This is a genomic window from Clostridium phoceensis (assembly GCF_001244495.1).
GTDB classification, from domain to species: Bacteria; Bacillota; Clostridia; order Oscillospirales; family Oscillospiraceae; genus Lawsonibacter; species Lawsonibacter asaccharolyticus.
Window position 1 is genome coordinate 2,253,459 of record NZ_LN866274.1, and the last position, 12,238, is coordinate 2,265,696.

The 12,238-nt window shown below is 56.6% G+C and carries 9 protein-coding genes and 1 tRNA gene; 9 read left to right on the forward strand and 1 reads right to left on the reverse strand.

The genetic code is table 11. The features are described 5' to 3' along the window. Positions 1-15: 15 nt before the first annotated feature. The 8 genes from BN1969_RS11680 to rbr all read left to right on the forward strand — a co-directional run bounded on the left by BN1969_RS11680 (position 16) and on the right by rbr (position 8,311). Positions 16-1,230 (forward strand): aconitase X catalytic domain-containing protein, encoded by a 1,215-nt coding sequence (locus tag BN1969_RS11680; RefSeq protein WP_050624451.1) that lies wholly within the window; start codon positions 16-18, stop codon positions 1,228-1,230. Continuing rightward, positions 1,227-1,637 carry an aconitase X swivel domain-containing protein gene (locus BN1969_RS11685; protein ID WP_050624452.1) on the forward strand — a complete coding sequence of 137 codons (411 nt, stop codon included), beginning with the start codon at positions 1,227-1,229 and terminating at the stop codon, positions 1,635-1,637. Before BN1969_RS11680 ends, BN1969_RS11685 begins: the two co-directional genes overlap by 4 nt. A gap of 30 nt (positions 1,638-1,667) precedes the next feature. Next, positions 1,668-3,086 carry a sodium:solute symporter family protein gene (locus BN1969_RS11690; protein ID WP_082203569.1) on the forward strand — a complete coding sequence of 473 codons (1,419 nt, stop codon included), beginning with the start codon at positions 1,668-1,670 and terminating at the stop codon, positions 3,084-3,086. A 104-nt stretch (positions 3,087-3,190) separates the two neighbouring features. Then, positions 3,191-4,417, forward strand: coding sequence for an imidazolonepropionase (gene hutI, locus BN1969_RS11695; protein WP_050625472.1), 1,227 nt, complete (start codon positions 3,191-3,193; stop codon positions 4,415-4,417). 990 nt (positions 4,418-5,407) lie between these two features. Then, positions 5,408-6,889, forward strand: a complete 1,482-nt coding sequence (locus BN1969_RS11700; RefSeq protein ID WP_050624454.1) for an FAD-dependent oxidoreductase — start codon at positions 5,408-5,410, stop codon at positions 6,887-6,889. After that, positions 6,889-7,071, forward strand: a complete 183-nt coding sequence (locus BN1969_RS11705; RefSeq protein WP_050624455.1) for a hypothetical protein — start codon at positions 6,889-6,891, stop codon at positions 7,069-7,071. The genes BN1969_RS11700 and BN1969_RS11705 overlap by 1 nt, the downstream gene beginning before the upstream one ends. 76 nt (positions 7,072-7,147) lie before the next feature. Then, positions 7,148-7,221, forward strand: a tRNA-Gly gene (locus tag BN1969_RS11710). Between the two features lie 553 nt (positions 7,222-7,774). Next, on the forward strand, positions 7,775-8,311 hold the full coding sequence (gene rbr / locus BN1969_RS11715; RefSeq protein ID WP_050624456.1) for a rubrerythrin: 537 nt from the start codon (positions 7,775-7,777) through the stop codon (positions 8,309-8,311). A gap of 67 nt (positions 8,312-8,378) precedes the next feature. Here rbr and BN1969_RS11720 read toward each other — a convergent pair whose 3' ends face one another. Next, positions 8,379-10,412 (reverse strand): LTA synthase family protein, encoded by a 2,034-nt coding sequence (locus BN1969_RS11720; protein ID WP_050624457.1) that lies wholly within the window; start codon positions 10,410-10,412, stop codon positions 8,379-8,381. A 275-nt stretch (positions 10,413-10,687) separates the two neighbouring features. Here BN1969_RS11720 and BN1969_RS11725 point away from each other — a divergent pair, with 275 nt between their 5' ends. Beyond that, positions 10,688-11,920, forward strand: a complete 1,233-nt coding sequence (locus BN1969_RS11725; protein WP_050624458.1) for a [Fe-Fe] hydrogenase large subunit C-terminal domain-containing protein — start codon at positions 10,688-10,690, stop codon at positions 11,918-11,920. Positions 11,921-12,238 lie beyond the last annotated feature (318 nt).

Sequence of the window (12,238 nt, forward strand, 5' to 3'; positions counted from 1 at the left end):
GAGGTATCGAACGAAATGAGATTGACAGAGAAGGAACAAGCCATGCTGAATGGCGAAATGGGACCAGGATTTGCCCGGGCAATGCGGGTCCTGGTAGGGATCGGGAAAGCTTTCGGCGCTGAGCGTATGGTACCGATCAGCCGGGGGCATATCTCTCTAAGCAACCAGGAGGGTGACCTCTGGTTTGTTTCGAAGCTGTTGGAGGAGCAGGCACATTGTATGGTGCCTCCCACGGTCAATCCCGCCTATGACTATGAGTATTTTAAGACGATTTCGAAATTAGATGAGGAAAATGAGCGCACACTGAAGAGCACGATCGATGTTTATCGGAAGCTTGGCGCCATCCTCACCTTTGACTGCACCCCGTTTTTTGAAAACAATGTCCCCCGCTTTGGAGAAATCTGTTCTTTCTCCGCTTCTGGCGGCGCAGTATATGTCAACTCGGTGCTGGGGGCCCGGACAAATCGTGAGGCTGCTCAGAGCGCTATGTGTGCGGCCATTACCGGTGTCACACCCGAATACGGACTGCTGCTGGAGCAGAATCGGGCAGGCGATGTCCTTATTCAGGTAGAGGCCGATGTGGACAGTGAATACGATTATGAGCTGCTGGGTTATATTACGCCTAAAAAGATGGGCCAGGCATACCACTGCCCTGTGTTCAATGGTTTGTCCAAGCAGACCACGTCGGAACAACTGATGGACCTGGGTACTCAGTTGAATATCCATGGGATCGTCCCCATGTTCCATGTGGTAGGCGTAACACCGGAGGCGGCAGATGTCCACACTGCCTTTTTAGGGCGGAAAGATCCCCCTGTGGTCACCATCACGAATGAAGACTTGGCTCAGGCCAGAGCGGAGATCTCTGCCGGCACTGGAAAAGCGGACTTCTGTATCTTGGGCTGCCCCCATTTGACCATCAACCAGGTGGGTTCCATCGCGAAGATGCTGGATGGTCAGCAGCTGGCAGGTCAGCTGTATATCTTCACCTCTACCTCCACCAAGGAGCTGGCGCAGCGGATGGGCTACCTGGATATCATACATAAAGCTGGTGGAGAAATCGTTATCAACAGTTGTGTGGATCAGCCATGCTGGTCGCATCTGTATGGGATGAGCGGCGTGACGGAATCGCCTAAATGTGCCTACTATACTAAGCGCTGGAACATGACATTTACTGTCAAGAGTATTCCCGCCTGTATCCAATCTGTGCTGAAGGGGGAGATCGTATCATGAAGGATGAGAGACTGCTGAAGGGTGAGCCGATTGCCAGCGGCATTGTTGAAGGCGAGATCCTGGTGTCAAAAGATCCGATCAATTTCTATATGGTAAGCCCGGAGAAAGGTACCATCATTGAACAGGATCATGCACTGACAGACAAAGTGATTGCAAAGAAAATCATCGTGTTTCCTATTGATAAGGGCAGCTCTGTGGTGCAGATGGACGGCCTGTATCAGATGTCCAAGTTTGACAACAAACCTGCGGGATTCATTGTGCTGGATCTAAGTACTGTTCTGGTGTCTAATGCGATTATTATGGATATCCCGCTGATCCGGGTGGATCAGCAGACCTATGACAAATTCTGCGAGGGGCAGAGAGTGAAAATGGACGGAGACTCTGGCGAAATAACGATCCTGGCGTAAAAAACGCACTGAAAAAAGGAGAGAATCGCTATGACACCCAATCAAATCACAATGCTGATAATCCTGATCGCCTATATGGCGGTCGTGCTTGCTGTGGGTCTTTATGCATCCCGCAGGGTAAAAGGCTCTGAAGACTTCCTTTTGGCTGGCCGGTCCATGGGCCTGTTTGTCCTGGTGGGTACTCTGTGTGCTACCCAGCTGGGCGGCGGCAACATCATCGGAACCTCTACAAATGGCTATAATCAGGGATTGTCCGGCATGACATTCGGCGTTTCTACCGGCCTCGCCATGCTGGTGCTGGGTCTGCTGATGGCAAAGCCCATGCGTAAAATGGGACTGTGTACGATCAGCGACTTCGTTTATAACCGCTACCAGTCCAACACTGCGCGTGTCCTCACGAGTGTATTCTCCTTTGCGGCTCTGGTCGGTATCCTTGCCGCCCAGGTCGGTGCCATCTCCAAGGTGCTGACTGTATTTGGAATCAACACTACAGTAGCAGCTGTGATCGCTATCTGTGTGATCATTCTTTATACAGCCTTTTCCGGCATGTGGGGAGTGGCCCTCACCGACGTGATCCAGCTTATCGTCATCTTCATCGGGGTCCCCCTGACTACGTTTATTGGCCTGATTAAAATTGGTGGTTGGAGCGGACTGGTTGAAAAACTGTCCACCATGAACGTTCCGGGCGGCATTGATACTTACGTGAGTCCCACCGGCATCGGTCTTGCAGCAATGGCGTCCATCGCGCTGCCGATGATCGCCTATGAAATCATCGGTCAGGATTTCTACCAGAGACTGCTCTCTGCAAAGAATGAACGAATCGCAAAGACCGGCTGTATCATTGCCGGCTGTATTCTGATGGCAATGGGCGTCAACAGCGCTATAGACGGTATGCTGGCCCGTGCCTTCCTGGGCGATACCCTGACTGAGGTAAGCGCCATCGCCTCTCTGGCTGTGGAGGTGCTGCCCACCGTGGCTGCCGGCATTGTGATCGCTGCTCTGTGTGCTGCCGTCATGTCCACTGCTGACTCTCTGCTGCTGGCTTGCACTTCCCATGTAGTCAACGACATCTACCTGGGTGCTATGGGTAAGTCTGCCAGCGATGAAAAGAGTTCCAAGACGATTCTGCGGATGTCTGTGGTGACTACCGTAGTGGTCGGTATCGCATCCCTTTTCGTGGCCTTGGCCATCCCTGGCATCATTGAGATCCTGGACTATGCTTATACTTTCTATGCCAGCGGTCTGGTCGCCCCTGTTCTCTTAGGCCTGTTCTGGAAAAAGGGCAACGCTTTGGCAGCAGTTTCTTCCATCGTTGTAGGTGGCGTTGTCTCACTGCTGTGCGTATTTGGTATTCTTCCCATCCCGGTGGATGCTATTATCGTTGGTATGAGTGCCTCCTTTATTGATTACGTTGTGGTCGCTCTGGTAACTGGAAAGAAAGAGGGCTGAATCCAACTGTATCAAAGCGTCATCAAATAGGCGTTACCATCCATTTTGCTAGGGAGGAGGCGCATGTGCGTCTCCTCCCTCTTGAGAAAGGATCGAACTATCATATGGAACGAGTGCTGCTCTTCAACATCGGCGTTCTTGCCACTCCGCTGGGATACGGACCCAAAGGCGGGGCAGCTCAGGGCGCCATCCAAATCCAAAGAGATGCGTGGGTGCTGCTAGAAGGCGAACGGATTTTTCAAGTTGGGACTGGCACCCCTCCCGACATAGATGCTGAACGGATAGATGCAGAGGGAGGACTGGTCACGCCGGGCCTTGTGGACGCACATACCCACCTGATTTTTGGCGGTTGGAGACAGAATGAGCTTGGTATGAAACTCCATGGTGTCCCCTATCTCGATATCCTTGCCCAAGGCGGCGGTATCCTTTCTACCGTCAAAAGCACACGGTCGGCCAGCGAAGAGGAGCTGACAGAGAAGGCGTCCCTGGCGTTAAGTGAGATGCTGTCCTTCGGCACCACCACCTGTGAGGCCAAGAGCGGATATGGCCTTACGACCGATGAGGAGCTAAAACAGCTTCGCGCGATCCAAAAGTTACAGGAGGGGCATGCCGTGGACGTAGTGGCCACCTTTATGGGGGCCCATGCACTGCCTTCTGAGTATAAAGGAAACCGGGACGCATATATCCGTCTTTTGTGCGAAGAAATGATCCCAGCAGTTGCGGAACAGAAAATCGCTAAGTTCTGTGATGTGTTCTGCGAAACAGGCGTATTTAATGCACAAGAGAGCCGAAAGATTTTGGAAACGGGCCGCAAATATGGCCTGACTCCCAAAATACATGCAGATGAAATCGATCCGATTGGTGGATCTGTCTTGGCCGGAGAGCTGGGTGCAGTCTCTGCGGAACATTTAATTGTCTGTCCGCCTGAAGGAATCTCCAGTATGGCAAAAGGGGGCACAGTAGCCTGCCTTCTGCCGGCTACTAGCTTTTACCTGGGGGCCGGTTTTGCGCCTGCACGTTCGATGGTGGAAGCTGGAGTGCCGGTTGCCATGGCATCAGATTTCAATCCTGGCTCTTGCCCATGCTTGAATATGCAGTTTGTTATTGGACTGGGATGCCTGAAGTACAAGCTTACGCCGGAAGAAGTGCTAACAGCTGTCACGCTTAATGGTGCTGCCGCAATTGGGATGGCTGACCAAATCGGCTCTGTGGAAGTCGGAAAACTGGGCGACCTTGTGGTTTGGGACGCACCGGATTTGGACTACATCTGCTACCGCATTGGAAGCAATTTGGTCAAAAAAGTTATCAAAAGAGGCCGAATGGTACCGTAGAGCTATGAACAGATACTACAGCGCCAATCGGAGTCTCAAAGCCCGTTTGCTGGTGTGCAGACAGCCAAATGGAAGTACTCAAACAGCTAGACTGCGATTTTAACTAACAGAGGAAGTTTTGCTAAAAAATATGGGCTTTCACTTAAAATGGACAACATAAGTTCTGTACGAAAAAAACGGTATATATTACAGATATAGAGTTCCAAATATCCTATTTTTATATATCAACTTTCCGTGTTGTTGATTTTTTGATCTACAAAATTGAGCAATATTTGCTTTATTACATTACACAAAAGCCGTCCGGCGTTCAAATCGGGCGGCTTTTTTGCATGGATAGGCGGGAAGGAGGTGGAGAAATCATTACAGAGATTCATCCCGTAAAATTGCGCAACTTTCACGAAAAGGAGGTTGGTGAATAGCCGATGAAAAATTGAACAAAGGCCCCGGGGAGGGTGAACCAGCTAAGCGCGGCAAATGTACCCGAAGTGCCGCCCTCCATCTCGGAATACACTGTCCAGCCAGCGGGCAGCAACAGCAGAACATGCCCCCGCCCCAGCAGGAGACTTCGGTTCCCTGCTTTTTATTTCTCCCCCTCTGCACCGGAAATTCATACCGGCGTGCCTGATGAGCGGGGATTTGTGGAAGCGATTTTTCAAGGCTGTGCGTTCCTGCCACAAGAGCCGACGATATTTGAGATGGAACGCTAGGCAGAATATCTCTGTGAATTGCTATCCTGTTACCAGCAAGTCTTTTGCCCCTTTCTCAGAGACAAAAAAGCGGCCTGCCCCTCCAGGGCGGAGGCACGCTGGGGGCATCGTGCGCTGCATATAAAGGGGACGAATACAATGACGCATCGGGAAGTCCTGTCCGCAGCTCATTCTCCTTGCCGATGTTTTTCGCCTTTTCTATAAGTGATTCTCTCACATAAAAGCCGCTCCGTTGGGCATGGATAAAGCAGACATTCACTGCAGAGGATCAAAGGAGGCTTTTATGGGATCTATCTGGTCTCAGACCTGCTCTATTGGGCGCAGGCCGCCCCTCCGGGGGCATTTGAAAACTCAGGCAGCGGTGGTAGGGGCGGGGATGGCCGGGGTGCTGACGGCCTATGCCCTCCAGCAGGCCGGGCTTTCAGTCGTTGTCCTGGAGGCCGACCAGATCGCCGGCGGGCAGACCCCAAACACCACGGCCAAGATCACCTCCCAGCACGGCCTGATCTATAGCAGGCTGATCCAGTCCTTTGGGGAGGAGACCGCCAGGCGGTATGCCAAAGCTAACCAGGATGCGGTCCGGGCCTATCAGGACCTGATCGACGTCCAAGGCATTTCCTGCGACTGGGAGGAGCGATGTGCCTATCTCTACGGCCCTGACGTCACTGTCTTACAGGAGGAGGCGGAGGCCGCCCGGCGCCTGGGCCTGCCGGCCTCGTTCACCAGGGAGGTCTCTATCCCCATCCCCCACGATGGGGCGGTCCGCTTTGAAGGGCAGGCACAGTTCCATCCCCTGAAATTCCTGAAAGTGCTGGCGGACCAGCTGACCATCTACGAGCAGAGCCGGGTCCTCACCGCGGAGGGTGACCTCCTGACCACAGAGCTGGGCTCGGTCCAGGCGGAGCACATCGTTTTCGCCTGCCATTTTCCCTTTGTCAACTTTCCGGGGATGTATTTCGCCCGGATGCACCAGGAGCGCTCCTATGTGCTGGCCCTGCAGGGCGCTCCGCCTGTGGACGGCATGTTTCTGGGAGTGGGACGGGACACCTTCTCTCTCCGCACCTATGGGGAATTGCTCCTGCTGGGCGGCGGAGGCCATCGCACCGGCGAGAACACCGAGGGGGGCCAGTATGACCTGCTCCGGCGGAAGGCCCGGGAGTGGTTCCCCCAGAGCCAGGAGACCGCCCACTGGTCTGCCCAGGACTGCATGCCCCCTGACCATGTGCCCTATATCGGCCCCTACTCCTCCGGCCATCCCGGCTGGTATGTGGCCACTGGGTTCCAGAAGTGGGGTATGACCTCCTCCATGGCGGCCGCCACCCTCCTGTGTGATATGATCCAGGGCAGGGACAACCCCTATGCCGGCCTTTTCTCTCCCAGCCGTCTGGACCCCGCGGCGCTGCCCGGCATCCTGACGGAGGGCGGGCAGGCCGTCAAGAGTATGGTCAAGCGATTCTTCCAGATCCCAGCAGAGGCGGCCAAAGATATCCCGGCCGGACACGGCGGGATCGTGTTCCTCAACGGGAAAAAGGCCGGGGTCTACCGGGACGAGTCGGGGGCGCTCCACCCCGTGGACATCCGCTGCCCCCACCTGGGCTGCCAGCTGGAGTGGGACCCGGACGAGAAGACCTGGGACTGCCCCTGCCACGGCTCCCGGTTCGACTGCCTGGGCCGGCTCATCTCCGGGCCCGCGCAGACAGACCTGGACTCCAGTCTCCGGACCGGCCGGCGGTCTTTACCGCCATCAGTCGAGCGGTCTCCATAATGATCGATCTGGTTCGGAAGGGCTTGTCCCTCCGCTTTACCAACCAGGCCGCAGCGCTGGTGTGCGGATCTTCGGCGGATGTCCGCCCGATGTCTCTTCTCTTCACGGCCTGGGGCCAGCGGCGCGCCCCCTCCTCCCCAGCTGCGGCGGGGGAGGAGGGGGCGCTGGTCCGGCTGGTCTGAAAAAACTTTTGTGAGTCTGGATTTTCCCCTTGCATTGCACGCCAAGTTGTGGTATATTATACAGGCTGAAACCCATGCAGGTGTAGTTCAATGGCAGAATGTCAGCTTCCCAAGCTGAACACGGGGGTTCGATTCCCCTCACCTGCTCCAAAAGAAAATGCGACTTGTTTCGACAAGTCGCATTTTCTTTTGGGTTTCGCTCCCGTTGGTCGCTCCACCCTTCGGTGATTGAAATGCTCGGGCGAAGTGAATTCGCCCTGCGCCAAGGTTTTGCCTGTGGCAAAACGCTTGTACGGCGCAAAGGCGCCGCCGGCCAGAAGGCCGGTTGGATGCTTCTCAAGAAAAATTGCAAACGACCTGAGAGGATTTGGATTGTTACCCCTTGCCAAGTCGGAGTAAACGTCTATCGTTTGCTCCGACTTATTTTATAAGTCAGGGCGCGCTTATTTTGCTGCTCATCCTTTACAAATCGAATCCGCTGTGCTGAGCTTGCAGTTGGGGCCGCCCTGCGGGCGATGTTTTTGACTGCAAAATTTGGCGGACCGCTTGCCCGGACTGGAGGAGTAGAGTATAATAGATGCGGGCCCGGTCGAAGACACAGGATGGTTCCAAAGATCTGTAAAATGAGTTGACGAGGCGGGCAGGATATGGTATAATTTAAACAGTAATTATTCTCATTAAGAAACTAAAGGAGGAAATCAACATGCCTGAACTGAAGGGAAGCAAGACAGAACAGAACCTGTGGACAGCCTTTGCTGGGGAGTCCCAGGCCCGCAACAAGTACACCTATTTTGCCTCCAAAGCGAAGAAGGACGGTTTTGTCCAGATCTCCAAGATCTTTGAGGAGACCGCCGCCAATGAGAAGGAGCATGCTGAGATCTGGTTCAAGCTGCTGGGCGGGATCGGTTCCACTGCGGAGAACCTGGCCGCCGCTGCTGAGGGCGAGAACTACGAGTGGACCGATATGTACGCCACCATGGCCAAGGAGGCCGAGGAGGAGGGCTTTGACCACATCGCATTCCTGTTCTCCGAAGTTGCCAAGATCGAGAAGGAGCATGAGGAGCGTTACCGCAAGCTGCTGGCCAACGTGGAGGGGGGCCTGGTGTTCTCCAGAGACGGCGATATGATCTGGCAGTGTTCCAACTGCGGCCATATCCATGTGGGCAAGCAGGCGCCGGAGGTCTGCCCCGTCTGCGCTCATCCCCGGGACTACTTCCAGCTGAAGGCGGAGAACTATTGATCTGCTGATCCATACATATCTCTAAAAGGACGCGCCTCGCATTGAGGCGCGTCCTTTCTGCGTCTGGTCAGTTCTCCTCCGGACCGGCCGGGGGCTCCAGCCCGATTTTGCGGTAGTAGTCATTGAATAGGATCTTCTCCGAATAGCTGCGGATATACCGGGCCTCCCAGTAGGTGTCCTGGGCGTAGTTTTCCGGCACCTGCGCCCCCTCATTTGGGGTGAAGGTGTCCGTGTCCGCATTGTAACGCCCCAGTTCGGTGAGATAGCTGTAATCGTTAAAGATGACCAGGCCGGGGGCGTCGGAGAGGATATCCCGGCCGGCCAGCAGGCGGGAGTCATATTCCAGGCCGAACAGATTGGACAGGGTGGGGATGATGTCCACGCTGTAACAGGGCTTGTCTACTACCACAGGCTCCTCCATGTCACCGGACCAGAGGATCAGCGTGGAGCGGTACTTCTCAAAGGGATCGGCCTCCGTCCCTTCCCCCGCCAGCTCGTCGATGGCGCCGGTGCCGTCCAGGCCATAGGGGTAGTGGTCCCCGGAGAGGACGATCACGGTGTTCTCCAGCTCGCCGGCCTCCTCCAGTGTCTTGATGGTGTACTCCAGAGCCTGGTCCAACTCCATGTTGCAGGCCAGATAGGCCCGGGCGGCCTCGCTCATGTCCAGATCCGCCACCTCATCCCGGTGCTTGGCGGACATGGCGTTGCCCGCGAAGCTGTAATTCATGTGGCCGCTCACCGTCATATAGTAGTTGTGGAAGGGCTTCTCTCCGGCCAGAGCCTGGGGGAGGGTCAGCTGCATCATCTCCAGGTCGGACTGGGGCCAGGTCATGGCCACATCCAGCCCGGTGTCACAGGCGTAGAAATCATAGCCCAGGTTGGGGTGGGAGAGGTTGCGGTCATAGTAGTTGGCTGTATTGTTGTGGTAGGCCAGGGTGGGATAGCCCAGGGCCCGGAGCTGGTTGCCCATGGAGAAGTACATGGAGACCCCGTTTTTTCCTGCATACCGCTGGGAGGCATTGACCTGGTTGGTGGGGATCAGGCCGGTGGTGGCGGCATACTCCCCATCCACCGTGGAGTAATACCACAGGGGGTTGTAGAAGTTCTCAAACACAAAGCCGGAGTGGGCCAGCTTGTATAAGGTGGGGGTGTACTGCTCGTTCACTGCGCCGATCCAGAAAGCCTCGCCGGTGAAAAGGAGCAGATTCTTGCCCTGGAACATACCGGTGTACTGATTTTTCTCCGTGGGCGTCCGGTCCCGGAAATACTCGTGCATGTCCTTCAGGGTGCTGTCCGTCTCGTTGGCGATCAGGGCGTCGAAGTCGATGTCCATGACATTGGGACCGGAGGCGGCGGGGGTCTCCCCTTCCTCCGGCTCCTCCGGCTGGACAGAGACATTCCCCGGGGCCAGCGTGGAGACCGAGCCCTCACCCGGGTCGGGGCGGCTGGGTTCCTCCAGGCCAAAGAGGGTCTGCTCGATATCCAGCCGCAGGGTGGTGGCCAGGCCGAAGTGGGAGACCGTCAGGTCTGGGACAAAGGTCTCTCGATAGATCTGGCGGGTCGTCATGATCCCGCCGGTGGGCAGGGCGATCGCCAGCACTGCTGCGGCCTGCACGATGATCACGCCGCCGATCACTCCCAGCAGCACCCGGCCGTCCGGGCGGTTCAGGAGGGCGAACCGTGGCTGGAAGAAGTACACCACCAGAGGGACGGCCAGCAGGAGCAGGGCGGGCAGGGCCTCCCAGATGCCCAGCAGGGTCTCCTTCCAGTAGCTGCCCAGGGCCTGACCTGCCATGTTGAAGGACTTGGTGACCAGCACGGTGGCAAAGATCGTGTGGTACACCGACTGGATCATGTACCACAGGGTCAGCACGCCAAGCACGGCGAAGCCGGCCTTGCGGTTCCCCTTCTTGCCCCAGAGAGAGGTCAAAAGGGCACACATCCCGGCCAGCGGCAGGGAGAAAAGCAGGATATAGACCAGCCCCACATCAAAAAAGGGCCGGACATAGAAAGCCCGGTAGATCCCCTCCAGCCAGAGGATAGAGCCCAGGAAAAACAGGAGCGGTTTTACGATGTCCCAGGGAGTTTCTCTCCGATACATGATATCAAATCCTCGCTGCTCTGCCCGACCCGGGGCAGATGCTTGATCTCAGTGTGCGCGGACCCCAGGCGGCCCGCAGTGCTTACCTCTTTATCATACCTCCTGCCGGGACTTCTGTCCAGAGGGTTCTCCCTTTTTCTCTGCCCTGTTTCCCGGGGAATAGGGATGACGGCCGAGTCCCTCTGTGATATAATAGGGAAACAACAGGGAAACGGGTTTGCTTGTTCCCAAAACGGACATACTGACCACTGTATCGACAGAAGGGGAGGACCACCATGACCTTTGAGGAACTTTACCGCACTATGCTGAAGCAGGCTGTTGAGGAGGGCTCCGTCCAGGCAGATGATCTGGAGGCCAGTGCCGGGCATCTGGACTGCCTGCTCCACCCTCAGGACCACCCCTTGGTCTGGCCGCTCAACCCCTGCACCTGTCCCAAAGAGGAGACACACTGCGCCGCCGCCTGCCTGTTTGACGCCATCGTGCGCAGGGACGACGGTACGCTTGCCGTGGACCCGGACCGCTGCTCCGGATGCGGCGCCTGTATCCAGGCCTGCCAGTCTGGAAACCTGACTGCCAGCCGGGACGTGCTGCCTGCCCTGGACGCAGTCAAGCATGCCAAAGGGCCCGTCTACGCCCTGATCGCCCCTGCCTTCCTGGGCCAATTCTCCACTGTGGTGACGCCGGGCCGGCTGCGCTCGGCTTTCAAGCTGCTGGGCTTCACCGGGATGGTGGAGGTGGCCCTCTTCGCGGACCTGCTGACGTTGAAGGAGGCGCTGGAGTTTGACCGGAACATTCACACAGAGACGGATTTCCAGCTCACAAGCTGCTGCTGCCCCATGTGGATCGGCATGATCCGAAAGCTGTATCATGAGCTGATGCCACACGTTCCCGGGGCGGTATCCCCTATGATCGCCGCCGGCCGGACGGTAAAAAAGCTGCACCCAGATGCGGTCACCATCTTTGTGGGGCCCTGCATTGCCAAAAAGGCGGAGGCCCGGGAGGCAGACCTGGCCGGCGCGGTGGACTATGTGCTTACCTTCCAGGAGATGCAGGATATTTTCCAGGCGGCGGATATCCACCCGGAGCTGCTGGAGGAGAGCGAGCGGGACCACTCCTCCCGAGCGGGGCGGATCTACGCCCGTACCGGCGGAGTCAGCGAGGCGGTTCGGACCACGGTGGCCCGTCTGCACCCGGAGCGGCCTATCCAGGTCCGGACCCGGCAGGCAGACGGCGTGCCGGCGTGCAGGGCGATGATCGAGGACATCCGCTCCGGCCAGCACCAGGCGAATTTCTTTGAAGGGATGGGCTGTACCGGCGGCTGCGTAGGCGGGCCGAAGGTCCTGCTGGACCGGGAGACCGGGCGGGAGAATGTAGACCGTTACGGAGACGAGGCGGAGTTCAGCACTCCGCTGGACAACCCCTATGTCCTCAAGCTGCTCCGCCTGCTGGGCTTTGATACGGTGGAGGAATTTTTGGAGCAGAGCGATATTTTCATCCGGCATTTTTAAAGGAAGCACAGAGCGCAAGGGCAGGGCTGTGATCTTCCGGCTGTCCCCGGCAAAAGTCCGTCCCGGCTCCTAGAGCCGGAAAAGGGGGGAGAGCAAAAAGGAGCGGAAGCAAAAGAGGAAAGACATCTGCACAAGCAGATGTCTTTCTTTTTGTGAAGGGCGGTTAAGACTGATATTTCTGTCAGAAACGAAAAATGCCGCCCGCAGGGCGGCCCACCAACTGCGAGCCCAGCACAGCGGGTCGCAGTTGGAAAGGAGGAGCAGCGGCGTGAGCGCGCTCTGACTTATAAAATAAGTCGGAGCAAGCGATACAAAGCT

Coding starts and splice junctions, on each gene's coding strand:
- BN1969_RS11680 (WP_050624451.1), top strand. CDS start 16: ATGAGATTGACAGAGAAGGAACAAGCCATGCTGAATGGCGAAATGGGA.
- BN1969_RS11685 (WP_050624452.1), top strand. CDS start 1,227: ATGAAGGATGAGAGACTGCTGAAGGGTGAGCCGATTGCCAGCGGCATT.
- BN1969_RS11690 (WP_082203569.1), top strand. CDS start 1,668: ATGACACCCAATCAAATCACAATGCTGATAATCCTGATCGCCTATATG.
- hutI (WP_050625472.1), top strand. CDS start 3,191: ATGGAACGAGTGCTGCTCTTCAACATCGGCGTTCTTGCCACTCCGCTG.
- BN1969_RS11700 (WP_050624454.1), top strand. CDS start 5,408: ATGGGATCTATCTGGTCTCAGACCTGCTCTATTGGGCGCAGGCCGCCC.
- BN1969_RS11705 (WP_050624455.1), top strand. CDS start 6,889: ATGATCGATCTGGTTCGGAAGGGCTTGTCCCTCCGCTTTACCAACCAG.
- rbr (WP_050624456.1), top strand. CDS start 7,775: ATGCCTGAACTGAAGGGAAGCAAGACAGAACAGAACCTGTGGACAGCC.
- BN1969_RS11720 (WP_050624457.1), bottom strand. CDS start 10,412: ATGTATCGGAGAGAAACTCCCTGGGACATCGTAAAACCGCTCCTGTTT.
- BN1969_RS11725 (WP_050624458.1), top strand. CDS start 10,688: ATGACCTTTGAGGAACTTTACCGCACTATGCTGAAGCAGGCTGTTGAG.